Genomic DNA, 25,871 nt, shown 5'->3' with positions numbered 1-25,871 from the left:
TTCTTATTTATCGTCAGGAAATCATTTACTGATTAGGCTAACTTTAAACAGAATGACAAAATGCTATTATTTTACTGCCATCTAAACCTTCGTATATGATAAATGTCTCAGCTATATTCATTCTTTTCTATTACGTCTTAATGAATTATTTTACTTTCTTTACTTCCATCATAATTTTGGTTACATACTCTTCTTCTCGATTTTTCATTACGGCATCATAAATGTATTCCTCGTATACATACTGACCTAGCTCATAACCCTTTTCATGCATGACATTAAATAGCCGTGTGTATGTCTCACCAAGTTTTGAGGAGGGGCCTACATGATAACCAATCACAAATTCACCCTCTATCGCCTTAAAATAAGGATGCCCTTCTCTTGGATGAGGCTGCTCAATATACAAATAACTATAGTTATCGTAATTCCCAGCTAACACTTGCTCTCTTCTTGTTATCCCTCCAATGGGATACCCCGTATCTAATTGAGAGCGATCCAATTCCTCAATAAAGTCAGATACAGCCTTCACAAACTGCTCTTCTGTAGAATTCTCAATATTTTTACTCAAATATAATGTATCTTCAGGAAAATACTCAATCGTGATGTCCTTAAAATTTAGATGCAGTGCTTCCTCTGTCATTTTGATTTTGACATCAATAATATTCTCAATCATTTCTAGTTCTCTACGCTTCTTCGCAACATGCTCTTTTTGTTGGTGCATCAATTCTAAAAAATTTTCAGGTGATTTCTCTGCCATATAATGCTGAATATCCTTTAAGGACATCCCCACTGCCTTTAATAATTCAATAACACCGAAAAAATCATATTGAGCAAGTGAATAATACCTATAATCCTTACTATCTTTCATGATGGGAGATAATAAACCAATTTGATCATAATAAATAAGTGTCTGTTTATTCACCTTACATAATTTAGCAAATTCACCAGTTGTAAAATACTTTACATTTTTATTAAGCATTTTTTGAGTTTCCTCCCTTGACTATATAGTTACTATATACTTTAGATTGTACCTATTCAAAATAAAAATAGAAAGGTTTTGACATTATGTTCACGGAAATTCGTGACATTACAGCTTTTAACAAGAAAGAAATTTTAGCATTACGCATCGCTGACAATCAGCAACATTTTATTGAATCTACAGAACAATGCTTAGCAGAGGCGGAAATGGATCGACGCTTTACGCCTTTAGGTCTGTATAAAGATAACACCGCTATAGGCTTCGCTATGTACGGCTTATTCCCTCATGATGATTACAGTCAACGAGTATGGCTTGATCGCTATCTAATTGCAGAACAATACCAAGGACAAGGTTTGGGAAAACATTTTTTACAGCAACTTATTCAATATTTAACAGTAAAGTTCAACTGTCTTCAGATATATTTAAGTGTTTATGACAATAACGCTGTAGCTATCCAGCTGTATAAACAATTTGGTTTTATATTTAATGGAGAGCTAGATGATAAAGGGGAAAAAGTGATGGTTTTGGAGGTGCATGGTTATGACAACCATTAATCCAATTGAAACAAAGCCACTGAAACCATTATTTTTATCATACTTATTCCCTGCAATGATCGGGATGCTTTTAATGTCCGTCAATATATTGGTAGATGGCATTTTCGTTAGTCATGGCGTGGGACCTACAGCTTTAGCTGGAGTTAATATAGCTGTTCCTATTTTCTCTATTTTGCTTTCTATTTCTCTATGGATTGGCATGGGAGGAGCTACTCTTTTCTCGATTTCTCTAGGAGAGGGCAATAAGCAACGTGCCCATCAACTATTTACATTGGCGTTTTCTACAATGCTAGTGGTTGTGATAACGATTATTGGATTTCTCGCGTTAAATCTAAAGGACATTTCTTATATATTCGGAGCGAGCGATGATACGTATCCGTATGTGCAGGAATATTTACATGTAATTTTGCTCTTTGGGATATTTTACACAATTGAAAATTTATTAAGTATTTTTATTCGGAATGACGGCAACCCAAAATTGGCTATGCTGGGCTTAATTACAACATCGGCTTTGAATATACTCTTAAATTATGTTTTCATCTTCGTACTAGATTATGGCGTGACTGGCTGTGCCTTAGCGACAGCAATAGCTACAATTATAGGTACGTCTGTGCTATGTCTTCATTTTTTCCGTCCTCAATCTGAATTAAAATTTGTCACTTCATTTTTAAATCTATCAGATTTGAAAAAAATTTTTGCTATAGGTTTACCTAGCTTTATTGTTGAAGCTTCCGTTGCAGTTATCGTTATTTTGTATAACGTTACATTTTTACATTATTTGGGTGCGAATGGCGTTACTGCCTATGCAATGGTCAATTATATCCATACTGTCTTGCTGACTATTTTCCTTGGAGTCGGTATGGCTCTACAACCGTTAGTTAGCTATCACCACGGGGCAAGATTACTTGAAAGATTAACTGCTTTATTGAAAATCGGTTTAGCTACCGCATTTATTTTAGGATTAACAACTGCTCTTATAGCTCTTCTTTTCCCTTCTCAATTAATGGCGTTATTTGGAGATAGCTCATTTGAAATTCGCAGTATGGCAGCACAGGGCTTTGTACATTTTGCCATTGGCTATGTATTTTTAGGGATCAACATGGTGTTCGCAGAATTCTTTCAATCCATTGAAAAAATTCGTATTGCTACAACAATTATGTTACTACGTAGTATTATCTTATTTATCCCTACTCTCATCATACTACCCAAGATACTTGGCTCGCAGGCTATTTGGTGGACCTTCCCAGTAGCAGAAGGAATTACAGCATTGCTTATTTACTTGTTCATTAGGAAAAATCCAAGAACCCTTTCATCTCCTGACCATGCTTAAATGAAAGGGGACCTCATCAAGGTCCCCTTTTAATATGTTTGCCTAACAAAATTGCATTTTTAGCGTACCTCTTCCTTCTTCTACTATTACTTCCCCAACTGCTCCATTCACTAGAATTAATTGAGGGGGGACATGTCCAATATCTACTTCATAGAAAACTGGTATTCCCATCTCGTCAAAAATATCCCTTAATGCATCCACCAATGTAAAGTCCCCTAGATTTTCATATAGTCCTGCTCGCCCGATTAGAACACCATTACATTTATTGAACCAACCATTATACTTTAATTGCCACAAAGCTCGGTAGATTTTTGCTGCATCCATACCAACACTTTCTAAATACCATATTGTTCCTTCCTCAGAGCAATATTCGTTAATAAATGATTGAACGTAATCGAAGGGCGTACCTATAAGAATTTGCAATGTATTTAAACAGCCACCTATCAACCTACCTGTCATACGATTACTACGCTCTTGGTTTAGAACTTTCCATTCGGTTTCACTGTCAAAATAAAATCCTGTAGCAGGATTTTTATAAACTTGCTCCCAGCTCGATTGAAAATAGTGAGAAGAGCTTTGAGTTATTGAATGACCAGTCTTACATGTAATTACGTCTATCCATTTAGAAGAAAGTTCATCCCATTGAGGTGCAGATAATTCAGTAAAATTCACCCCATGTGCGGATGCGTACCCCGTCATGGTTGTGTATACAAAAGATAAAGTACTAATATCTGAATACCCCAATATCCATTTGGGTCCCGCTTTTTTTAATTCGTCCCAATCGATTAAAGGTAATAACTCCATTAGAAAACTGCCTCCCCACGGTGGCATGACGACATCTATTCGCTCATCTAATAAATAGTCCATAAGTTCAGAGACTCGCTTTTCTTTTGTTGTACTTCTACCTTTAAGTTGCGTCCAGGTAGTATTTCCAATAATAACTTTCATTCCTCTTTGTATTAATTGTTTTTCAGCTTCTGTTATTAATAGATGAAGATGCTGTTCGACTCCACTAGAGGGTGCTGTCACGCCAATCGTAAGAGGCGTTTTTAAAGTAGGATATTGTATTTTCATTTACCATCTCTCCTTTATGCCTGCAACAAATAATTGTTTTACAACAACAAGATGATTTTGGGTCTCTTAATTAGTTTTGCTATATCAGATTTAGAATGCATTTTAACTAAAAATACAGCTATGAAAGTTTCAACACTATTTCTGTCCTTCACACACAGAAATTTTTACCAATTATACTTGTGTTCAGAAAAAAAACCAACACAAAAATCTGTGCTGGTTAAATTTCTACTTTTGAATTTTCATATATTCATCACGCAACAGACTCATAATGATTTCATCAGAAAATGTATTATTCATAAACAAGGCCTGCCTCAAAACACCTTCTTTTTTAAAGCCGACCTTTTCATAGGATTTAATTGCTCTACTATTGTGTGAATATACCTGTAATTCTAAGCGATTCAGATTTAGCTCCTCAAATGTAAATCTTTGAGCAAGCCTAACTGCTTCTGAACCCATACCTCTGCCACAATTCTCTATATTATGTAAAGCTATACGGAACACTGCCTTTTTATTATCTAAATCAACCTCCATAATCGCCAAATCACCAATTACCTGATCATTATCAACTAAACAAATAGCAAAATCATAGCGAGAAGAATCTGCTTTAAAGCGTTTGATCGCCTCTTTGATTTGTTCCTTTGTTAAAATATTCCGTGTTCCTGTCATATACATGATTTCTTCATTTTGAAAGCATCTTATAATACTATCACTATCATCTTCACGTATTTCTCTTAAATAGACCTGTTGACCTTTTATCAATATAAACACCTCTTGTGCATTAAATAAGGAATCATCATATATGTAGATGATTCCTTTGTTTGGAACTATTCCATTTGTTTTTCAGTGTGTACCTTTACCGATTTCTTCGCAGGGTCTTCCGAGGAGGTTACACCTAGAATATCAAGCAGGAACATAAATAGTGGAATACCTATGATTAGTCCCCATACACCAAGGAAATGCTCAGAAAAGAGAATGACCATAAACGTATAGAAAATCGGTAAATCTGTTTTGGCAGACATAAGCTTTGGATTTAAGAAGTAAGCTTCAATGGCATGTAAAACCATGACAATAACTAAAATATAGACGATGTACATCAAGCCACCAATGCTATATGCGATAATACTTAATGGTATTAATGAGATGATAACTCCCGCGACTGGAACTAAGCCTAAAATAAAGAGCATAATCCCAAGTGCAATCAAATGTGGGAAGCCCATAATAGAAAGGGCAATGACGGATAACACACAGTTAACAGCAGCAATAATAAATTGTGCTTCAATTACTTTACCAAATGAGCGGATGAATATTCTTGAGAAATAATGAAGCTCATCGTAAAGCGGCCCAATTTTACTATCCTTAAACTTAGCTGTAAACTCAATAATACGATTCTTTTCTAACAAGATGAATAAACTCAAAATTAGAGAAATCAATATTTGCATAATGATTTTACCAATATTCGTAATATTTTTAAGAGTTAAATCCACACCTTGCTCTAAATATTTCCCGAGCTCTATTTTCTCAAAAGTCGGTGCTAAGTATCTCGCAATCTCATTGTCATCTGGATCGAGATTAAAACTTGCAATGAGGTCGAAAAGCTGTGTGATCTGCTGGGTCACAATTGGTAAATATTTGTAAATAACAGCTACAATACCCGCAACAAGTAAAAGGTATAATGTTACCGTCACAGCTTTTTCATTCATCGGCGTATATTTTCTTATGCTTTTCGTTGTCTTCGTAGTAAGCTGGTTCATCAAATAAGTAATAATAAACGTAAGTAAAATTAGATTGATCATACTACGCATTAAATATAATGCAAGAGCAATCCCGACTAGAATAATAAAACGCTTAAATCCATTACTCCGAAAGAAATTATTCATTTATTCACTCCTTCTACAAAACGGCCTTGCTGCCTCTGCTACCTAGGGCTACACTATAAAATTGATTTATAACAATACGCATCATTCTTATGTAAAAATTTCCCTCTCATTTAATGAGTATAGCCATCTACCTTCAAAATAAGACGAAATGTATGTTTCTTTTAGAAGTGTCTGTATAAAACCTAAGGCGGGGTTGAAGTGAATTGTATGTCTTGTCAAATTAAAAAGTCGATACTCTTATCCTTTGTGAAAGCTTTACCAGCGTATTAGCCAAAATTCTATAAATCTATTATAACCCTTTAAACCAGCATATCCAATTTGTATGTTCTTTTATAATGGTATTTGTATAGAACTTTTATCAACTATTACTTTATGCTATTTTGATTAGAGATATAAATTAAACAGAGACAAGGACTGATTCTATGAAAATTGCGAGAAACCCTCAGAACATTCATCCACCCGTTGCTCCTTATGTTCATCAAATTGAGGTGACGGGACCTCAGAGATGGTTAACATTATCAGGACAAATTGGCATGATAGCTGATGGATCTATACCTGAAGATGCAATAGCTCAATTGAAGATAGCACTTGAAAATATTAAAAGAAATCTAGATAGTGCCGATATGGAGGTTCAAGATATTACAAAGCTCGTCTTTTATTTAGTGGGGGATATGGATGCTATTCAACGTAAGGAAATTATCAGTGACTTCTTGGAGGAACATCTTCCATGCACAACATTAATGTATGTCGTTGCACTCGCTACGCCAGCTTTAAAGGTTGAGATTGACGCATGGGCTTGTAAGGAATTATAAATTCATCCTATGTTTTATAAACTAAATTTGTGCATTTTTTTCTTATTTTTTCAATACCCCTTTAGCAACGCTAAAGGGGTATTGCCTTATTATTTAAGTAATGTCAGCGTCGTTGCAATGGCATTATCAACAAACGAGCGTTGTGGCTGCGATTTCAGCATAACTGTTAACCCTATTAACGCAACAATTAATGCTTGCGCTAAAGACTTTGAATCCGTGTTCGCCTCTAGTTCTCCTGATTGAATTCCCCGTTCAATTGTCTCCTGAAAAATTACTGATAGATAGAGTTGATGCTCTCTTGTCAAAATCTCGAACTTCTCATCATGTGGAGCTAATTCAACCATTGTATTGATACAAAAACAGCCATTACTAAGATCTTTTGTATATTCAGCAGTAATCACATCTTCAAAAAATATAGAAAACGCCTGTTTTACAGAGGCATAACTTTGAAGTTTAGTCCGTATTTCGGATGCGCGAGTTGTCGTATATCTACGAAGTGCCGCTTCAAATAGTTCCTTTTTATCCCCAAACGTTGAATAAATACTAGGACGCTGAATCCCCATTCTAGTAGTAAGATCACTTAAAGAAGTTGCTTCATACCCCTTCTCCCAAAATAATTGCATTGCTGCCTCTAACACTTTTGCCTCATCAAATTCCCGAGTTCTTGCCATTATAGATACACCCCCATTAGGAAAAAATAGTAAGTTAATCATTAAATTTTACGATACTAAACAGTATGTAATTATTTTATATCTGGCTTTTTTTATTGTCAATTTCATTTCATCAATCGAAATAAAAAGAAAATATATACCAAATAAATATTGACAAATCCAATGTAGTTAAGATATATTTACCAATAATTATTTTGTACCGAACGGTATGTTATAATTACAATTCAATTAGAAAGGGAGGTTACAATGTGAACAATGCAAATGATGATGCAATTCATATAAATCAATCATCTTCTATATCCCGAGCTGTAACATTATTATTCGCTACAGCCTGCGGAATGTCTGTCGCCAATATTTATTTTGCTCAGCCGCTGCTAGATGAATTATCGAATGATTTTGCTATTGATCAATCAATTATTGGTTTGATTATTACTGTCACACAAATTTTCTATGGGCTAGGCTTACTTCTTCTAGTTCCACTTGGAGATTTACTAAACCAACGACGCTTGATTATTGGACAAATGCTATTGTCCTCTGTTGCTTTGCTTCTAGTCGGTACTGCCTCCTATGTTGTAGTGCTATTTGCGGGTATGGCCTTAGTTGGTCTACTTGCAGTCGTGACTCAAACCCTTGTTGCGTTCGCTGCAACTATGGCTTCCTCTACAGAACGTGGTCGTGTCGTAGGCATTGTTACAAGTGGCATTGTCATTGGCATACTACTTGCTCGTACCTTTGCTGGGTTAGTAACAGATCTTGCAGGGTGGCGTTCTGTCTATCTAGCCTCCGCCGCGTTCATGCTTCTAATGAGTGGTATGTTTTTAAAAGTTTTACCAAGGGGCGAACGTGAAGTAAAATCAATCACCTATTCTCAGCTAATTCAATCCGTGTTTACGCTGTTTATTCAAGAGCGAACATTACGTATCCGCTCTATTCTAGCCATGCTAATTTTCGCTGATTTTAGTGTTTTGTGGACGCCCCTTGTTCTGCCACTTAGTTCACCACCATTTTCTCTAGCACACACTGTAATTGGCGCTTTTGGTCTTGTAGGTGTGGCAGGGGCATTAGCTGCTGCACAAGCGGGTAAACTTGCTGACCAAGGCTATGGACAAAGAACGACAGCTATTGCTTTAACGCTTTTACTTATCTCCTGGATATTTATTAATTATTTAGATAAGTCATTCTTGGCATTAATTATTGGCATTGTGTTACTTGACTTGGCAGTACAGGCAGTACATGTCACAAACCAGACGATGATTCTCCCATTACGTATAGAAGCACGAAGTCGACTGACCGCAGGCTATATGGTGTTCTATTCTATTGGTAGTGCTAGCGGTTCAATCGCATCGACTCAGATGTATGCACATTTTGGTTGGGGAGGGGTTTGCTTACTCGGAGCCTCTATTAGTACAATTGCTCTTCTTTTTTGGGCAATAACTAATCGATTTACTAAATAAAATTAGACTTGGAGAGATAACAAATGGAAATAGGAATTACTTCTTTCGTAGAAACAAAACCAGATGTTCACAGTGGTGAAATAATTAGTCATGCACAGCGTTTACGTGAAGTAGTAGAAGAAATCATTCTTGCAGATCAAGTAGGAATGGATGTCTTTGGCATTGGTGAGCATCATCGTGAAGACTATGCCGCCTCTTCTCCAGCAATGGTGCTATCTGCTGCTGCTTCTCAAACGAAAAACATTCGACTCACAAGTGCTGTAACTGTCCTTTCTTCGGCAGATCCTGTGCGTGTTTTTCAGGATTTTGCCACATTGGATGGACTATCAAATGGACGTGCAGAGATCATGGCAGGTCGTGGTTCTTTTATCGAATCCTTCCCCTTATTTGGCTACGATTTACATGATTATGATGAATTATTTGAGGAACATTTAGACTTACTACTTAGCATTCGTCAGTCTGAGAAAGTAGTTTGGGAAGGTAGACATCGTCCAGCAATCAATCATTTAGGTGTGTATCCTAGACCTGTTCAAAAATCTCTCCCAATCTGGGTGGCTAGTGGAGGAAATCAACAATCTGCTATGCGTGCGGGCCTTTTAGGATTACCCCTTATGCTAGCAATAATTGGTGGCAGCCCAATGCAATTTGCACCGATTGTACAGCTATATAAAAAGGCAGCACTTCATGCAGGTCATGATTTATCAAAACTTCAGGTAGGTTCTCATTCAATAGGTTTCGTTGGACCGAATACGGAATGGGCAGCAGACACATTTTTCCCATCAACAATGACTGGTATGAATAAATTAGGCAAGGAAAGAGGCTGGCCTTATTATGACCGTTCTAGTTATGATGCTGCAAGAAGCTTTGAAGGAGCATTATATGTTGGTGATCCAGATACAGTTGCTGAAAAAATTATTCATCTTCGTAAACATGTAGGAATTACACGGTTTATGCTATACGTTCCTTTAAGTACCATGCCGCATGATCAAGTCATGCAAGCTATAGAACTGCTTGGAACAGAAGTTGCTCCCCGTGTACGTGAAGAAGTCGCTAAATGGGAAGCTGAAATGGCTCTAGAAGGAAAGCCATTTCTTTAAGATTCATTATTCAACAGGAGGAGTATATATGACCATCATTAACCGAATTTTACCAGAATTAAGGCAGGCTTACTCAGAATTTCCTGGCTTTCGATTGGAGGAGGATTTAACTTGGAGTCGAGGTCTCTTGTCCAATCCACCTTCAAAAAAATCAGAAGATGTACTTACGACCAACTGTATGATTCCTAGAGGTGACGGGGACGAAATGCTGGTTAAAATCTATGAACCAGCTAAACGGGAGCAGGATAAACTTCCAGCTATGCTTTGGATTCACGGAGGTGGCTTTGTCATGGGGCACCCTGATATGGATGATGTTTTATGTGAACGCTTTGTTGAGACAGCTAACTGCGTTGTCGTATCCATTGATTACCGACTAGCGCCTGAACATCCCTACCCAGCGGCTATTGAAGATTGTTATACTGGATTAGTTTGGTTGACTAATGAGCACCAATCACTTGGTATCGATGTCAAACGGGTGGCAATTGCTGGAGCAAGCGGTGGAGGAGGATTAACAGCAGCACTTGCATTAATGGCTCGTGATAAAGGAGGACCATCAATTATATTCCAGATGCCACTGTATCCGATGCTTGATAACCGAAATGTAACACCTTCCAGCTATGAGATTATTGATGATCATGCAACATGGAGTAGAACAAATAATTTAACTGCTTGGCATTTGTACTTAGGAGAGGAGAAGGACATCAATGCCCGTTCTCCGTATGCGGTCCCTGCAAGAGCTGAAAATTTAACAGGATTACCGCCAGCCTATATATGTATTGGCCAACTTGATTTATTTCGTGATGAAACCATTGATTATTTAACACGTCTTGCGCAGGCAGGAGTGGACGTTGAATTCCACCTCTACCCTGGCAGTTACCATTGCTTTGAGGTCTTTGTGCCTGAAGTAAAAGTAAGTCAACAGGCTATTCAGAACTATTTAGATGCCATGGCACGTGCACTCAATTTTTGATTAGCACTTCGCCTTCTAATAATAAAAAATGCGAAAATGTTGGCTATCAACATTTTCGCATTAATTGAAAATCTATTGTGGACGTTCTATCTCATAAATCCCGCCAACTTTAGCTTAGCTTGATCCTGCAAACCCGCTTAATCAAGCTCACGCACTTTAATCGGGATTAATGTTCTTTCTAGTTGTTCACGATGTTGCTCGTATTGAGGTGGCAACATTAATTGGCTACCCATTGTCTCTGGTGTCTCGTCATGAGCAAATCCAGGAGGATCTGTAGCGATTTCAAATAAGATTTCGCCAGGTTCACGGAAATAAATAGCATTAAAATAATTACGATCTTTTACTTCTGTTACATGTTGTCCATGATTCATCACATACTCTTGCCATTCTAAATGATCTGTATTATCTTGGGCTCTCCACGCAATATGATGCACAGTTCCTACACCCATTTGGCCACGTTGACCTGCAACTGTTTTTAAATCCACTGTATTGCCGATCTCTGCACTAGAAGTAAAACGCGTATAGTCACCTTCCGTCGCTAACTTTTCAAGACCCATTACTTCTGTTAAAACTTTGGCAGTTTCTTCAGGGTGACTTGAGAATAGTGTAGCTCCACCAAATCCTTTGATAGCAACCTCAGGTGTTACTTCACCAAATGACCATTCGTTGTGCCCGCCTTTCGCACGTGCCACGAGTTCAATATGCAAACCATGTGGATCATCGAATTGAATGACTTGCTCACCAAAACGTTCAGCTTTTTGGAAAGGAATCGAGTATTTCGCTAAGCGATTAACCCAAAATGGCAGTGCTCCTTCTGGTACAACATACGTTGTAACCCCAACCTGACCATCACCAATACGTCCTTGATAAGCATTAGCCCAAGGGAAGAAGGTAATGATTGTTCCTGGTTTCCCACCTTTGTCACCGAAATATAAATGATATGTGCCCGGATCATCAAAGTTTACTGTTTGTTTTACTAAACGTAAGCCTAATACTCCCGCATAAAAATCAATATTCTCTTGCGGATGTCCTACGATCGCTGTGATATGGTGTATACCTGCTGTATGTTTTTTCATGTTAACAAGCCCTTTCATGACTATATTTCTCACCTATACTATGCCCTATTTATACCTACCTCAATCTGTAAAAGCTTAGCGAATTGTATACAACGCTTTAGACCATGGGATCAATTGATCTAACATTTGGTTTACTGAATCTATTTGTACTTCTTTTGGTTTAAATTCTGTGCCATTTTCAAAATCTGTGAATAATGATAGTGCTGGATGAACACGCACATCTGCGATTAAAAGCTCACCCATAATCCCACGTAAATGTTCTGCTGCACGAGCACCGCCAACAGAACCATAAGATACGATTCCAGCCGCTTTGTTATTCCATTCAACACGTAAGTAGTCTAGTGCATTTTTTAATGCCCCTGTAATAGAGTGATTGTATTCTTGTACGATGAATACAAAACCATCTTGTTTAGCAATAATTTCTGACCAACCTTGTGCTCCTGAAGCATCCTGTCCTGGCTCACCTAATAATGGTAATTTATAATCAGCAATATCAATCACTGTATAATTGGCATCTCCACGTTGATCTGCAATTTCCTTTACCCACTGTGCTACTTGAGGGCTTACACGCCCCTCACGAGTTGATCCAATAATAATACCGATATTTAATTCTGCCATTGTTTGTTCCTCCTCTTTTTTTGAGCTAAAAAATTTATTAAAAAACCCCATAATTGTACCTCCTAACGAAGCTAAAGGTTCGAATTCATTTATCTTGAATTTATTTATCTTGAATTCGAGATAATAATAACACGATATTTTTATAAACGTCAACAACTTTGTTTTGAAAATTAAAAAGGCAGAGATAATTAATTCTCTGCCTTCCCTAAAAGCTTATAAACTTGTGTTTTTAGATAACGATATTGACTATCATTAGTATCTTGAAAAGCCTCTACCCTATTTGAATCAATATCTTGGTAGTCGATTAGATATGGGAATTGTTCCTCGGAGAAATCCTTTCTTTCTCCATTAATAATATTATAAAAGTGCCAGCCTTCCTCAAGAAATGTCTTCCTAATTTCTCCGCCAAGAATATCCTGCACAACTAATGAAGTGACGCCACATTGTCCTTTTGCAGGGTTGTCCACACTCCATTTAGAACTTGATTGAATGGACCATGATTTTCTTAAGGCATTTAATACGTCTTTTTCCATGCAAAAACTCCTTTCAAACACTTTAAAATGGAACTTCATCCATTCTTATTGGTGTTGACTTCCCTACTACCCAGTCATCTTTAATAGCACCATAGACAATACTATCTGTCACAGTACCATCTTCATTTTCCCAAGTATTTATTTTGCACTAATAAATGTACTAAATCATCAATTTCTTCTTCAAATAATTTGATTTCCATACATATCTCCCTTCATCTAAACGTCCTCACATATATCTGAAAAAATAAAGTTAGTTTTCGTATGTGCATATGGCTGTAATGCATCAATAAACTGCTCTACATCAGGAAAAGATTGAAAATGCCCCTTTAATAAAAAACATGACTCACCTGAAATGCGATAGCAGAAGTCTATATTTGTATAAACCTTCAGATGTTCTTTAAAGTCTGCATAGCGGTTATTTTTGATTGTCGCTTCAACAATAGCGTCAATTGGATAACCCAATGCTTTTTTATTAATATCCAATGTATACCTCTTAATAACGTTCTGTTCCTCTAATTGCCGTATTCTTTCGCGAACTGCTGGTGCAGATAAGTGAACCCTTCTCCCTAGTTCGCTCATAGAAATTCGACTATCTTCTTTTAATTCTTTAAGTATCATTTCGTTAATGAAATCCATTTTGTAAATACCCCTTCTTTTTGAAGGAAAACAATCATATTTCCCTTCGAATTGATATGTTAACTTCGTTATGAACATTTTACACTAATTAATAGAAGGAGGAATGATTGATGACACTTATTCAATTATATGACAAGGACTTAACACCCTTTCAACAATTATTAGGCTACAACAAGGGAATTCAGCTGCACTGGCAGCAGTTGGGGGAGGTACTCGAAAAAGACGGGCATCTATCCGCTTCATTAAAAGAAGAGGTTCGAAAAACTTTAGCTCAAAAAAATGGCTGTCAGTATTGTCAGGCAAAAGGCAAGCCTGATCCCCAGAACTATGATGAGAAAACGGCAGTATGCACAGGTTTTGCGGAAGCATTCTTAGCTGCTAAGGGGCACACCGCCCCCAACGTCACGGCTGTATTAAAGGACTATTTAACAGAAGCCGAGATTAGCGAGCTACTAGCATTTATTTGCTTCACGACAGCACAGCAATATTTTGGCGCACTCATGCAATTAAAATAATAAGGAGCTAGGGGCGAAACCCTAGTTCCTTTCCCAGCTGCTATCCTTTTAATTCCATTTTATTAGCTATATCTATAATAAATTTCCTACTAAGCTCTTCTTTCATATTATTTTCAGCATCCACCATCACTTGTTCAATGAGACAACCTTGATGATGGAAGGAATGATCGTGTTCAGAGGAACAACTAAATAATGAGGTTTGTCCTTCAATTGCATATATCACATCTAAAAACGATATTTCATGGGGGCGCTTAGAAATTCGATAACCACCGTTGACACCTGGGTTCGACTCAATTAAACCTGCCTTCACAAGCTTAGTTAATATTTTGGAAAGATAGGTTGGAGATAATTTTTGCATTTCTGCTAAAGACTCTACACTCATTGATTTCCCTTTAGGATTGAGTGTTAAAAACACCATTGTATGTAAAGCATAATTTGTTGCTTTTGAATACTTCATCATTCATCACCCTTCATTCAGGACCTTTATTATCTGCAATTAAAACACATTCTATCATAATTCAAGAAAAAAGCATGTTTTGTATGAAAACACGCTTTTATGATCCCTAGTCATGCTGTCCATAACCCGCTTCTCCAGCAAGAGCATCAGCCTTTGTTACTTGTACAGTCCCAAATGGATGATTTGGTGGCGCATAAATCGTGTAAAGCTTTAGTGGTTTATCCCCTGTATTCGTAACATTATGCCATGTTCCTGCTGGTACCATAATAGCCGTATCTTCTGCGACATGTCTCTGATAGTTTAAATAATCTCTAGTTGGCCCCATTTGAGTTAATCCATGCCCCTCCTCAATACAAATGAATTGGTCCACATGTGGGTGTACTTCTAAACCAATATCTTCTCCGACATTAAGACTCATCACCGTTACTTGTAAGTTTGACCCTGTCCACAATGCTGTACGATAATTATTATTGCGCTTTGTAGCCTCTTCAATGTCGATAACAAATGGTGTTGGTCCAAAATCATTCTGGACATTACTTCTTGGCGCTCGTTCTGCCTGATTTGGATAGGCCCAATAAACAGGTTGATAACCGTAATGATACGATTGATAATTACCGTAATAAGGGTGGTACATTTATCTCAATCCTCTCATGCTTGATAACGCTATAGTATGCAGTTGAATGAAAGAAGGTACTCACATGTAGTGTGACTTAATTGAGTAATCTTTATATAGAGACTGGAGGTAGATACAGTGTATGCTAGATTAACAGAAAAACTTGCAGGCACTCCTGCAATTAAATAGTTTTCTGGACACGTTGTAAAACATGAATGGATTGTAGAAGTGGAAGCAGAGTTAGGATTTGAATTACCACCACCCTATTGCTGGTGGTTAAAAAATTATGGCAATGGGCAGCTGAATGGTGGATCTATTCTCTCAATCGGTCCACCAGTATACAGAGACATCAATGATCATGATATTCTCTATATACATCGTCTTAACTTGGCTGACGAGGAGTGGTGTAAACAATTTCCGAATAGATTGGATTTATTTATTCCAGACTCTGACGAATTGTACTTCTTTGATCGTTCGTCTAAAGATGAACACGGCGAATTTCCAGTTATGTGCTATGACTTAATGAATGACATGATCTATGAATATGCCTCTTCTTTCTCAGAATTTCTTGAAAAACTGATTGATGAGCGTAGTCAATAGTATGAGTTGCCTTATCTATGGGCAACTCACAACTCGGAAAATTCCTCTTTCAAACGCTTACGAAATTTATCATCTGTAAGAAATTTCAATTGAAAACTATTCATACTATTTGAGAGCTTAATCTGCTCCATTGTATTTAAGTTGTTAGCGAAAAAGGCTATTTCTGTTTGATTTCCATCTTTATCTTCCGCATAGGCTGCTAGTGTTAACACAAATGCCGTCGATCCTCCCTTTTGACCAGCATGTTTTAACCATGCTTGATTTCTAGGATTCTGCATCAATTGCTCCAACACGGGATCTAAATATTTATGTACTTCTGCGCTAAAGAAATTTTTACCATTCATTTTTTCTAAAATAGAGATGTAATCACTTGTTGTGGCCCTTATTAAACGATCAGACCATATCTTTTGAAAATCCATATTGAGCATTTTTTGAGCTTTTGTTTTCTCCTCAATTGTTAAAGGATGTTCTATCCAATTCGAATGAATAGCCAATGCACGCTCACGATATTCAACCATATCCATTTTTCGCAAAGCAGTTAATGTTGCTTTTTTCGTTAAATTTTTTTCCTCCATCAAGTGAATGGGAATATAAAGTGCACTTACAATTGGATACAAAGGTTCATGATCCTCTACATTTAACTGTGTAAGCACATCATTAATTATTTGAAAGTCTAATACATGCATTAAATATTCCGTATTTGCATTGGAGCTATAGGCAATCATGCCATTTGCTACTTCACTTAAAGGTACACTATCTGCACCCTGAAGGTTTAACTGCGCCAACCATGCTTTATGTGCGCCACCATCTGTTTTAGGAATGTAAAATGCCTCTAACTCCTTTAGATTTACTTGCTCTTTAGGATTAATACGGCCATCCGCTGCTTGTTGCGCATAGGCGATGGCTACGATTATTTTAACCGTACTTGCTAACGGTAGCTGTTCCTTGGTGTTTAGCTCCACCCAATGTTGTTGATTATATTGAATGGCTACGGAAATATTTTTATCCTCTTTATGTTCCTTGATAAATTGCACGATATATTCAGGATCGTTCTTCTTGATTTCTTTTTGAAACTTCCAAAAAATAATGCTACATACAAAACCTATACAAACCAAAACACCGCCAATCATCCAATACAACTTTTTCATATTCATCCCTCCATCACTCAGCTGCTTCTAACAACCATTGCTGTAATACTGTAGACGACTGGTTATTTAATCGTAATGCTATTTCTGTTTTTATTTCTGGAGGCATTACTTCAACAAGTATGCATACAGAATCCCTTGCTTGATTCACCTCGAATAACCCTTCTTAGCACAAACTAATTCAGCTCCAATTGCTCGATGATATCGATCGTTGACATACCTCTCCTCCTTAATGAATTAGAGAAGCTCGTAAATTGCTAACCCCATTTTCTAAATATCCTTTGAGGCATGTTAATGTATAGACCCAACCCTCTTTTTGGCCCATCATTTTTGTCACAATTTCTGGGTCATGTGCATTTAACCCAGATTCTACAACAGTAATAATTGTTTCACTTTGTGATTCTTCAAAAGAGACGGTAACCATTGTCACTTCACCATGCTCTTCTCCCCAAACAAACACAATTTTTTTATTCATCTCCATTTCAAGCACAGTGATCACACCCTCTGCACCATACTCCTCATATTTAAGCGTGATTCTTTTACCTTCTGCCCATCTTTCGGAACTGCTAGAAAACCAATAATGACCGATTTCAGTAGGGGAAATAATGGCTTCAAATACTTTATGGGCTGGTTGATTGATTTTTAGTTTCGTCGTCACATCCGTATTTATCATCATTCATCATCCTTTTTCATATTGTCTATCTACACCTTCGCCGAAATTTTCCATTAACCTTCCTTACTAATAAAAATTCACTAAAAAAGGTGCGATTCTCCTAATGGAATCGCACCTTTTCACTTAAAGTATTTTTTTATTATGAACAGTAAACTGAATATCTGCTACATTGTCGATAAAATTTTTATCATGTGTGACAAAGATTATTGTTCCCTCATAAGCAGCTATAAATTGTTCAAGGGCTTCGAGTGCTTGAATATCTAAGAAATTAGTTGGTTCATCCAACAGCAAAATATTATAATTTCCTAAAAATAGCTGACAAAGCTGAAGGCGTATGGCCTCACCACCACTAAGTGTGGTAATTTTCTTTTGTAAATCAGTGCCAGCAAACTGCATGGAATGAAGTACGCTTCGTAATAAACTTTCATCATATTCAGAGCGATTCTTTAAAAATTGTAGCACTGTTTCCTCACCAGCAAATTGGTAGCTCATCTGATGAAAATAACCTATTTTAGCCTTTGGAGAAATAGTTATACCCTCACCATTATTGGCTATATGTTTTAGTAATGTACTTTTACCACTACCATTGTTACCCTTAAGCGCAATTTTTTTACCTAACGGGATTTGGAAGCTCACCTCGTGTAATAGTACCTTATCTTGGGCATGTAAAGTGAATCGATCTGCCATAATGGGATACTTATTATGCAATTCCAAAGCTTTTGATTGTCGAAAAACAATTTTTCTTTCTTCCTGCACCGCTTCTGCTTTATGAAGCTTCCCTATCCGATGTTCGATAGCTTTTGCTGCACGCTGTACGGCTTTTTGACTTGTGCCTTTGGACTTTGTCATAAACATACGATTAGGTTTAGCGTTAGCCTCTCTTTTAGACATATTGCCTGCCTGAGCAATTTTTTCAGCTTTTTTCATTTTTTCATCTACAGCTTTTTCAAGTCTGCTCTTTTCTTTCAAGTATTGTTCATGAGCCTGATTTTGTTGATCTTGCTCTAATTGCTTTTGCATGGCATACTCGTTGTAATTCCCTGAGTAGATCGTTACCTTACCACCATCTACCTCCCATATCGTTGTAACCAGCTCATCTAGTACAGCACGATCATGGCTGATGAGTATGAGGGCCCCATAATAATAACGTAATTCATCTAATAAAAATGAGATGCCGAGTTGATCCAAATGTGTTGTCGGCTCATCAATAAGCAAAGCTTCCTCATAAGTAGTAAATAATTGTGCTAGCTTTAATCTTGTTTGCTCTCCACCACTTAATCCTTCAGAATACGTAGGTACTGCTAATTTCCCTAATAACTGTGGATCTGCCTCTATTAACGTTGGTGCCTCCATCTGTTCAAAGTATCCGAAATGAACATGCCTTTTCAATTTCCCACTTACTGGTTGTATCTTGCCAGCAAGTAACTTCATCAACGTACTTTTACCTGCACCATTTTTACCAACGATTCCTATTCGGTCAAATTGATGCACAGCTAATTTTTCAATATTTAATAGTTCTTTATCTAAATAAGTAACGACTACATTCTCTAACTCAAAGCAAACCTTTTCCATTTTGCTACCTCCCGAAATTGATCATTCCGTACCGATAGCGATGGTATCGATACGAGCTTTTAATCAAAGCTCGTATTAAAAGAATAATAGACTATACATTTCACTTTCCTCCCTACATTCAATAAAAAAACACAGACAAATTTGCCTGTGATGTAAAGTAAAAGAGATTTATTGTAAGACAAGCGTCTCTTTTTTCTCATGATTATGAAGATGATTAAAAAAGGACAGACTATCCCATTTACTCTGGTGTCACAAAACAGCGTTTGGCCCTATTCAGTTACTGGTTCAATATTGGGAAACGTAGTCTCATAGCATGTGTCATTTTTTAATAACCCTCCTAGCATTGTTACGACTATTATAAATTCTGGCTATAATATGTCAAGTTTCCAAAGTTCTCTCTAAAGACACACTAATTACTGTCGATATATCACAAATGAACATTCCAAAAAGTATATCATTTGCTGAAAACCTGATATAGTATGGAATTTAAGAAAAATAAAATTTGATTTGGTGGTGTTATGTGAATGAAGAAATATGTTATCGATATTTTAATGATTATGCTTGGATCACTGCTTTTTGCCCTAGCAGTTAACTTATTTGTTATTCCTAATGATTTAGGTGAAGGTGGCGTAACAGGCTTAACGATTATTGCTTATTATCTGTTCGGATGGTCGCCAAGTATTGTCAGCTTTGTTATGAACGCAGCTTTACTTATCGTTGGTTATAAATTTTTAAATAGACAAACAACAATTTATACAATCATTGCGGTCTCATTCCATTCTTTATTTTTACATTTAACAGAAACGTGGTCTATCTCTTCAGATGAGATTATCGTCAATACAATTTTTGGTGGCGTATTTGCAGGAGTCGGTATTGGCTTGATTATCAGAGTTGGTGGTACAACAGCAGGTTCTACAATTTTAGCGAGAATCACTAACAAATATCTTGGATGGAGTATTAGCTATGGACTTTTATTCTTCGATTTAATTGTTGCTTTTTCATCCTATTTTATCATTGGTGCAGAGGCATTAATGCTAACAATTGTTATGCTGTATGTTGGTACAAAGGTAATGGAGTTTGTTATTGAAGGGGTTAACCCTAAAAAGGCAGTTACCATTATCTCTAAAAAACCTGAAGACATTGCTGGACAAGTAACTGCTTATATGAATCGTGGGGTAACTGTGCTATCAGGTCATGGTTATTACACAAAGGAACAAAAGGAAATCCTGTATATTGTTATTAGTAAGCAAGAAGTTGTAAAGCTTAAAAAAATTGTCAAAGAAGTCGACAAGGATGCCTTTATTGCCATTCATGATGTAAGGGACGTTTTCGGAGAAGGCTTTATTGAATTAGCAAAATCATAAAACAGTCAAAACACCTTTTGTAGGTAACAACAAAAGGTGTTTTATGTTGTTAAAAAAGATTTCACTAGCAGAAAAAGAACTTTTGGCAAAGCGAAGGGTTGATTTACGTTCCGCCAGCGTCACTCAAATCACCATGTGCAAAAGAGTCTTTTCCTTATCTTTCATCCTAACAGTAACGATCGAATAACCAATTAGAAGTAGCTTGGAACGGATGTTCATTTTATCCTTTCACAAAAATTCTATTGGTGGTTTTGTTTTTCGATTTACCTATTTCTATCAATCTGTAAAGAGCTTTGGATAATGCTGTCTAATAGTGCTGAATAGCTGATCCCCGCAGCAAGGGCACTTTTTGGTAGTAGGCTATTTTGCGTCATGCCAGGCAACGTATTAACCTCCAACACATAAGGAACGCCATCCTTAATTAACATATCTACTCTTGCGTAGACACTGCATCTTAAAGCCTTGTAACTGATCATCGCAGCCTTTGCCACTCGGTCATGAATTGCAAGTGGTAGTTCCACAGGCTCCTCCACGGTAGAAGCATCGTCATATTTTGCCTGGTAGTCAAAAAATACTGCTGTATGTTTGATTGACAGGACTGGCAATAGCTGTTCATTGAGTATTGGGCATGTAATTTCGTCACCAATCAAATACTGCTCAATAATGATTTCGTTATCCCACTTAAATACTTCTGCAACCGCAGCCAATAAGGCACTCCGATCATGGACAATTTGAACACCCACACTAGAGCCGCCAGCATTTGGTTTAACTACAAGTGGATAACCCATAAGCTCTATATCCTGCAAGGGCAACTCCTCTTCCTTTATGAGATGCACCCAATCTGGAGTTGCGACACCTTCATATCGAAGGATTTTTTTTGCCATATTTTTATCCATGCACAAACTACTTGCTAGAAGACCGCTTCCTGTATAAGGAATACCCAACGTTTCTAGTACCCCCTGAATCGTACCATCTTCCCCGAACTTACCGTGAAGTGCTAACAAAGCCACATCAATATCACCTACCTTGTCAATTACCTCTTTGTTGTTATCTAATGTGATTGCCACAACTTCGTATTTTTGCTTATCTAATTGAGTGACCATTTCCTTACCTGTCATGATGGAAACCTGCTTTTCAGAGGAAGTACCACCCATAATTACGCCAACCTTCATTTTTTCAACTCCTCATAACGTTTTCAATGTATCACCAATAATTTGAATACCTCGAACAATATCGTCATCTGCTAAACGGGAAAAACCTAAACGAAATGTATTACTACCTCTTCCATTTGTATAAAATACATCACCTGGATAAAATACAACGCCCTTGTCATAGCATTTCTCAAGCAACAATCGTGCATCTACGTCCTCTTTTAGTTCTATAAAAAGGTGAAGCCCCCCATCCCCTGTTATCCTGCTATAGGGAATGTATTGGATACAAGCTTGACGGGCAAGCTCATATTTTTTCTTGTAAACAAATCTTGCTTTCTTTAAATATTTTTCAAAGTAACCATCCTGTAAATATTGATATAATACTGCCTGATCCAGTGTTGATGTATGAATTGTTCGAGCTCTTTTCATACTTTCCAAGCTATCAATTAACTCCCTATCTGCTAAAATCCAGCCAACACGTAAGCCAGGGAAAAGAATTTTAGAAAAGCTACCAATATAGACAATGTTATTACCTATACCGCTAAAAGCGATTAGTGGTGCCAAATGCGAGCTTGAATACCTTAATTCCTCATTAAAACCATCTTCTATAATGGGTATTTGATATTTGGAAAAAAGCTGAAAAATAGCACTCCTTTTCTCGGAGGAAGTGACAATTCCTGTTGGATTATGATAGGACGGGATAAGATAGGCAAAATCAAAGTCCTTATCTGCTAATGTTTTTTCCACCTGTTCCATGTCAATCCCGTCATCTTGCATATCGATGCCATGTACGTCTAACCCATGCAAACGGAAAAGCTTCAATGCTGCATGATGTGTAGGATTTTCACATAGTACACGCCCTGATTTTTTAGCTAAAGAGGACAATAAAATATCTAGACCTTCTGTAAAACCATTTGTAATTAAAATATCTTTATTAGAAATGTCCACACCTTTCATCTCCATATAGCTAAGAAGGTGGTCAATTAAGGGCTTATAGCCCTTGGCATAGCCATAGTTTAAGACAATATCTCCTTCAATGGACATCCTTGTGAGAAATGCCCTTTTGAAATTTTCAACATCAAAAAGCTTTTCTTCTGGAGCTATACTAGTAAATGAAATCATGCCTTTTTTCCAGTGTATATCTTGTCGTATTAAATCAATTTCATCAGCTAACAAAGCTGTTTCATTCAGCCTTTGTTTCCAATTTATTTCAATAGAAGAAGTTTTCAATGTAGTAACCTTTCCGATAAAATGCCCTTTTCCTTTCACTGCATAGATGATGCCATCTAGCTCTAATTCGGCATATGCGTTCAGCACCGTGTTTCTACTGACCGCTAATAACTTACTAAGTTCACGGGTAGATGGAAGCTTTTGATGTTCCAACAGATGCCCCTTGACAATCATGTCTTGAACATAATCCTTCAATTGTACATAAACTGGCCGTTCATCCATAAGCTTAAAATCACTAAACACTTCCTAACCCCCTTGCTTCATTTTTGCATAAACCCTGATAACCAAAAAGGTCCACACATTATGTAATTTCCTGTTAGAGTGGTTGCTCTTCTTTCTATCATATTTCAATATGGTCATAAGCATAAAAAGAAAACTCCTCTTTTGAGAAATATATCAGCAAAAAAGGAGTTTTATTATTATTTTAAAATATCATTCAGACCGTTTTCCTTTTTATCAGGACATACTAAAGACACCACAACTCCAACAATTAAGCAAATAAAGAATGTCGCTGCCTTGGCTGACACTACAGCCTCCATAGGTGACAGGGACCATACAATCGCACTAATAAAACCGACAATAATTGTAGCAATAACCCCAATGCCTGAAACACGTTTCCAGAAAAAGATTAAAAGGATCACAACCGAAAATGTATTGCCAATCCCTGCCCATGCAAAGGATACTAAGCTATAAATTACAGAACCTGATTTGAGTGAAATGATAATACCCACAATCCCACTAATAACAGCCACTAGACGCGAAAGGTGAACTAATTTTTTGCTAGAAATATTCCAACGTAATGTTTTATGAATTATATCCTCACTTATCGATGTTGTGATGACTAACAATTGAGACGAAGCCGTTGACATAATAGCTGCTAAAATACCAGCCACAATAATTCCCGCAACCCAAGGTGGTAAAATTTCAAATACCATATGTGGCAATATCATTTCAGGATCTTCAATAGAACCTTGCTTATACAAAGTGGAGGCGAAAATCGCAGATAAAAAGGCACCCACATAGACAATTAATGTCCAAATAATCGCCATATTACGGCCAGTAATTCGCTCTTTTTCAGTAGTAATAGCCATAAAGCGGGAGCTCAATTGAGGTTGCCCCCCAAGCCAGCCAAAGAACCAGGATAGATTTGTAAATAGCATCGCCCCTAAGGCAAGTCCATTTAAGCCTCCAACCCAACTATCCGCACCATTGCCCATTTGAGCTAGCTCTGTTGAAATGCTTAAACCTTGATGTTGAATTTCCATATAAGCTGCAATTGGTACAATAACAAACGAGATCAGCATTAAAAAACTTTGGATTGTATCTGTCCAAACAACGGACATAAATCCTCCCATACATGAATAGGCAATTATTATTGCTCCAATAATAATTGTTCCCCAAGTGATGTTGAGTCCTGAGAATGAATAAATCGTTTTACCCATCCCGGAAAATTGAGCTGCTAAATAGCAAACAAAGAATAACACCATTACTGCAGAAGCTAACCAACGAATTATATCTGCGTGCTTTGGAAATTTAACAGCAATATAATCTGTTAGGCTATTCACCTTATATTTTTGTTGCTCTGTCATAAAGCGCTTTGATAAAAATAGCCATGATGCAACAACGCCTAAAAGCATGCCAGATAAAATCCAAATGCCTGACAGCCCAGCCACATATATAAAGCCAATTGCCCCTAAAAACATATAGGCGGATTCACCCGTTGCACGTTCAGAAAAGGCTAACGCCCAGCCCGGTAGTTTATTTCCCCCTAGAAAGTAATCATTATGTGATAAATCTTTTTTACTGAAGTATATCCCTACTCCTAGCATAGCGAGTAAATATATAAATATTTCAACATAAACAATTGTATGCATATACCCAAAGTCCTCCATCTGATTAATCTAAACAATCCCAATTGGTTTTATCAGATAATAGTTCGGGTTTTTTTAATTGTCAATAACTAATTTTGTAAAAAGGAGGCAAAGTATTTCGATATTTCTACAAACTTTAAAGCTCCTGGAGAAAGATGAATACTGTGTTTGTGTGCAATTCCAACCTGTCTAATATATGCTTGATAAAATTTTTTTCTAATCAGGTTACTTGGTGCATGTAGTAAAAGCGAATTCGGCACAACAGAAATGCCTAAATTTTCATTGACCATTGTCAAAATGACTTGGTCAACTGATAATTCATAGACTACATTGGGATGGATTTTATGTTTAGCTAAGATCCTTGATACATCTCGATCAATCGTACGTTTAGGCATAATCCAGCGTTCATCCTGCAATTGCTCTAGAGAGAGCATCTCTTCCTTCGCCAATTGATGCTCCTGTGCCATAATGCAAACAAGCTCATCATTAAAAATCGCATCGAATACAAGATGTTTAGAATTTGGTTGCACTAAAAAACCGATATCGACAACGCCATTATGAAGCCATTCTTCGATTTGATCATAATCTCCCTCCATCAAACGTATTTGTAGGTCTGGATGATGCTGTTCGAAATACGCTAAAACCTTTGGTAATAAGACCAGAGAAACACTTGGTAGAATACCAACCGATAACGTCCCCCCGATGAGATTTTTTAAATTTGCTACAGAGGTTTCAAGCTGCTGTTGTTGCTGCAATATTTTTGAGATGTGTTCGTAAACAATTTTCCCCTCACTCGTTAAAACAATATTATTGCGGTTTCGAATAATTAGAGAAAGCCCTAATTCTGCCTCTAAATTACTAATCGTATGACTGATTGAAGACTGTGTGAGATTGAGCTTTAAGCCTGTTTCTGTAAAATTTCCTGTATCGATAAGTGTATGGAAAGCAATATATTGTGCTAATGTAGCCATGCTATTCTGCTCCTTTTATGATTTTTTTTCA

28 protein-coding genes and 1 pseudogene are annotated in these 25,871 nt (G+C 37.0%); 9 read left to right on the top strand and 20 right to left on the bottom strand.

The features are described from left to right. Nucleotides 1–145: 145 nt before the first annotated feature. Complete coding sequence (locus tag ACMGGO_RS00485) at nt 146–976, bottom strand: MerR family transcriptional regulator (protein ID WP_009370580.1); 831 nt, start codon at nt 974–976, stop codon at nt 146–148. 86 nt (nt 977–1,062) lie between these two features. On the opposite strand from ACMGGO_RS00485, the gene ACMGGO_RS00480 reads away from it, so the two are divergent. Together ACMGGO_RS00480 and ACMGGO_RS00475 are read left to right on the top strand one after the other, a co-directional pair. Next, nucleotides 1,063–1,530: a GNAT family N-acetyltransferase gene (locus ACMGGO_RS00480; protein WP_048394017.1), complete on the top strand. Its 468-nt coding sequence runs from the start codon at nt 1,063–1,065 to the stop codon at nt 1,528–1,530. Beyond that, nucleotides 1,517–2,860, top strand: coding sequence for an MATE family efflux transporter (locus tag ACMGGO_RS00475; RefSeq protein ID WP_048394015.1), 1,344 nt, complete (start codon nt 1,517–1,519; stop codon nt 2,858–2,860). Before ACMGGO_RS00480 ends, ACMGGO_RS00475 begins: the two co-directional genes overlap by 14 nt. Nucleotides 2,861–2,902: 42 nt before the next feature. On the opposite strand, the gene ACMGGO_RS00470 is transcribed toward ACMGGO_RS00475, so the two are convergent. From ACMGGO_RS00470 to ACMGGO_RS00460, 3 genes are all read right to left on the bottom strand, one after another. Further along, complete coding sequence (locus ACMGGO_RS00470; protein ID WP_048394013.1) at nt 2,903–3,934, bottom strand: S66 family peptidase; 1,032 nt, start codon at nt 3,932–3,934, stop codon at nt 2,903–2,905. A 225-nt stretch (nt 3,935–4,159) separates the two neighbouring features. Then, a complete protein-coding gene (locus ACMGGO_RS00465) occupies nt 4,160–4,693 on the bottom strand; it encodes a GNAT family N-acetyltransferase (RefSeq protein WP_048394011.1) in 534 nt (177 codons plus the stop codon). Nucleotides 4,694–4,758: 65 nt separating this feature from the next. Then, entirely contained in the window at nt 4,759–5,811 is a 1,053-nt protein-coding gene (locus ACMGGO_RS00460) for an AI-2E family transporter (protein ID WP_048394009.1), read from the bottom strand. A gap of 422 nt (nt 5,812–6,233) precedes the next feature. On the opposite strand from ACMGGO_RS00460, the gene ACMGGO_RS00455 reads away from it, so the two are divergent. Then, on the top strand, nt 6,234–6,623 hold the full coding sequence (locus ACMGGO_RS00455) for a RidA family protein (protein ID WP_048394006.1): 390 nt from the start codon (nt 6,234–6,236) through the stop codon (nt 6,621–6,623). Between the two features lie 89 nt (nt 6,624–6,712). Here the strand turns inward: ACMGGO_RS00455 and ACMGGO_RS00450 are convergent, their stop codons facing one another. Continuing rightward, nucleotides 6,713–7,294 carry a TetR/AcrR family transcriptional regulator gene (locus ACMGGO_RS00450; protein ID WP_048394004.1) on the bottom strand — a complete coding sequence of 194 codons (582 nt, stop codon included), beginning with the start codon at nt 7,292–7,294 and terminating at the stop codon, nt 6,713–6,715. 248 nt (nt 7,295–7,542) lie between these two features. Between ACMGGO_RS00450 and ACMGGO_RS00445 the strand changes: the two genes are divergently transcribed. The 3 genes from ACMGGO_RS00445 to ACMGGO_RS00435 are packed head-to-tail and all read left to right on the top strand — an operon-like array spanning nt 7,543 to nt 10,815. Continuing rightward, nucleotides 7,543–8,748, top strand: a complete 1,206-nt coding sequence (locus ACMGGO_RS00445) for an MFS transporter (RefSeq protein WP_374805673.1) — start codon at nt 7,543–7,545, stop codon at nt 8,746–8,748. Between the two features lie 23 nt (nt 8,749–8,771). Continuing rightward, nucleotides 8,772–9,845: an LLM class flavin-dependent oxidoreductase gene (locus ACMGGO_RS00440; protein ID WP_374805672.1), complete on the top strand. Its 1,074-nt coding sequence runs from the start codon at nt 8,772–8,774 to the stop codon at nt 9,843–9,845. Between the two features lie 28 nt (nt 9,846–9,873). Further along, complete coding sequence (locus tag ACMGGO_RS00435) at nt 9,874–10,815, top strand: alpha/beta hydrolase (protein ID WP_374805671.1); 942 nt, start codon at nt 9,874–9,876, stop codon at nt 10,813–10,815. A gap of 137 nt (nt 10,816–10,952) precedes the next feature. Here ACMGGO_RS00435 and ACMGGO_RS00430 read toward each other — a convergent pair whose 3' ends face one another. From ACMGGO_RS00430 to ACMGGO_RS00415, 4 genes are all read right to left on the bottom strand, one after another. Further along, nucleotides 10,953–11,891 (bottom strand): ring-cleaving dioxygenase, encoded by a 939-nt coding sequence (locus ACMGGO_RS00430; RefSeq protein WP_048394296.1) that lies wholly within the window; start codon nt 11,889–11,891, stop codon nt 10,953–10,955. A gap of 75 nt (nt 11,892–11,966) precedes the next feature. Then, nucleotides 11,967–12,560, bottom strand: coding sequence for an NADPH-dependent FMN reductase (locus ACMGGO_RS00425; protein ID WP_112116841.1), 594 nt, complete (start codon nt 12,558–12,560; stop codon nt 11,967–11,969). Nucleotides 12,561–12,697: 137 nt separating this feature from the next. Further along, a complete protein-coding gene (locus ACMGGO_RS00420; protein WP_048393998.1) occupies nt 12,698–13,042 on the bottom strand; it encodes a YunG family protein in 345 nt (114 codons plus the stop codon). A 216-nt stretch (nt 13,043–13,258) separates the two neighbouring features. Continuing rightward, the gene (locus ACMGGO_RS00415) at nt 13,259–13,678 is read right to left on the bottom strand and encodes an Lrp/AsnC family transcriptional regulator (RefSeq protein ID WP_054549696.1); all 420 of its coding nucleotides are present in this window, start codon (nt 13,676–13,678) and stop codon (nt 13,259–13,261) included. 110 nt (nt 13,679–13,788) lie between these two features. Between ACMGGO_RS00415 and ACMGGO_RS00410 the strand changes: the two genes are divergently transcribed. Then, entirely contained in the window at nt 13,789–14,193 is a 405-nt protein-coding gene (locus tag ACMGGO_RS00410; RefSeq protein WP_374805670.1) for a carboxymuconolactone decarboxylase family protein, read from the top strand. A gap of 40 nt (nt 14,194–14,233) precedes the next feature. On the opposite strand, the gene ACMGGO_RS00405 is transcribed toward ACMGGO_RS00410, so the two are convergent. Both ACMGGO_RS00405 and ACMGGO_RS00400 read right to left on the bottom strand, forming a co-directional pair. Next, the gene (locus tag ACMGGO_RS00405; protein ID WP_103118966.1) at nt 14,234–14,653 is read right to left on the bottom strand and encodes an Rrf2 family transcriptional regulator; all 420 of its coding nucleotides are present in this window, start codon (nt 14,651–14,653) and stop codon (nt 14,234–14,236) included. Between the two features lie 103 nt (nt 14,654–14,756). Next, on the bottom strand, nt 14,757–15,284 hold the full coding sequence (locus ACMGGO_RS00400) for a cupin domain-containing protein (protein ID WP_112116843.1): 528 nt from the start codon (nt 15,282–15,284) through the stop codon (nt 14,757–14,759). Between the two features lie 207 nt (nt 15,285–15,491). Here ACMGGO_RS00400 and ACMGGO_RS00395 point away from each other — a divergent pair, with 207 nt between their 5' ends. Further along, entirely contained in the window at nt 15,492–15,863 is a 372-nt protein-coding gene (locus tag ACMGGO_RS00395) for an SMI1/KNR4 family protein (RefSeq protein ID WP_241489993.1), read from the top strand. Nucleotides 15,864–15,889: 26 nt separating this feature from the next. Here ACMGGO_RS00395 and ACMGGO_RS00390 read toward each other — a convergent pair whose 3' ends face one another. The 5 genes and pseudogenes from ACMGGO_RS00390 to ACMGGO_RS00370 form a co-directional block, all read right to left on the bottom strand. Then, nucleotides 15,890–17,011 (bottom strand): serine hydrolase, encoded by a 1,122-nt coding sequence (locus tag ACMGGO_RS00390; RefSeq protein WP_054549699.1) that lies wholly within the window; start codon nt 17,009–17,011, stop codon nt 15,890–15,892. Between the two features lie 13 nt (nt 17,012–17,024). Then, nucleotides 17,025–17,162 (bottom strand): annotated as a pseudogene (locus ACMGGO_RS00385) (hypothetical protein); the annotation flags it as partial. 75 nt (nt 17,163–17,237) lie between these two features. Next, nucleotides 17,238–17,681: an SRPBCC family protein gene (locus ACMGGO_RS00380; protein WP_054549700.1), complete on the bottom strand. Its 444-nt coding sequence runs from the start codon at nt 17,679–17,681 to the stop codon at nt 17,238–17,240. Between the two features lie 123 nt (nt 17,682–17,804). After that, a complete protein-coding gene (locus tag ACMGGO_RS00375) occupies nt 17,805–19,253 on the bottom strand; it encodes an Msr family ABC-F type ribosomal protection protein (RefSeq protein ID WP_374805668.1) in 1,449 nt (482 codons plus the stop codon). 277 nt (nt 19,254–19,530) lie between these two features. Next, on the bottom strand, nt 19,531–19,575 hold the full coding sequence (locus tag ACMGGO_RS00370) for an erythromycin resistance leader peptide (RefSeq protein ID WP_115364072.1): 45 nt from the start codon (nt 19,573–19,575) through the stop codon (nt 19,531–19,533). A 202-nt stretch (nt 19,576–19,777) separates the two neighbouring features. On the opposite strand from ACMGGO_RS00370, the gene ACMGGO_RS00365 reads away from it, so the two are divergent. Next, complete coding sequence (locus ACMGGO_RS00365; protein ID WP_036079667.1) at nt 19,778–20,617, top strand: YitT family protein; 840 nt, start codon at nt 19,778–19,780, stop codon at nt 20,615–20,617. A 263-nt stretch (nt 20,618–20,880) separates the two neighbouring features. On the opposite strand, the gene ACMGGO_RS00360 is transcribed toward ACMGGO_RS00365, so the two are convergent. The 4 genes from ACMGGO_RS00360 to ACMGGO_RS00345 all read right to left on the bottom strand — a co-directional run bounded on the left by ACMGGO_RS00360 (nt 20,881) and on the right by ACMGGO_RS00345 (nt 25,840). Beyond that, nucleotides 20,881–21,789, bottom strand: coding sequence for a D-alanine--D-alanine ligase (locus ACMGGO_RS00360; protein WP_054549702.1), 909 nt, complete (start codon nt 21,787–21,789; stop codon nt 20,881–20,883). A 12-nt stretch (nt 21,790–21,801) separates the two neighbouring features. Beyond that, nucleotides 21,802–23,241, bottom strand: a complete 1,440-nt coding sequence (locus tag ACMGGO_RS00355; RefSeq protein WP_374805667.1) for a PLP-dependent aminotransferase family protein — start codon at nt 23,239–23,241, stop codon at nt 21,802–21,804. Between the two features lie 176 nt (nt 23,242–23,417). Beyond that, complete coding sequence (locus tag ACMGGO_RS00350) at nt 23,418–24,872, bottom strand: sodium/proline symporter (RefSeq protein WP_048393984.1); 1,455 nt, start codon at nt 24,870–24,872, stop codon at nt 23,418–23,420. 86 nt (nt 24,873–24,958) lie between these two features. Then, entirely contained in the window at nt 24,959–25,840 is an 882-nt protein-coding gene (locus tag ACMGGO_RS00345; RefSeq protein WP_420281498.1) for a LysR family transcriptional regulator, read from the bottom strand. Nucleotides 25,841–25,871 lie beyond the last annotated feature (31 nt).

Source organism: Lysinibacillus sp. BNK-21, assembly GCF_048684915.1.
Taxonomy (GTDB): domain Bacteria; phylum Bacillota; class Bacilli; order Bacillales_A; family Planococcaceae; genus Lysinibacillus; species Lysinibacillus capsici.
The sequence above is the reverse complement of the archived record's forward strand: the minus strand, read 5'-3'. Positions and strand labels throughout refer to the sequence as shown.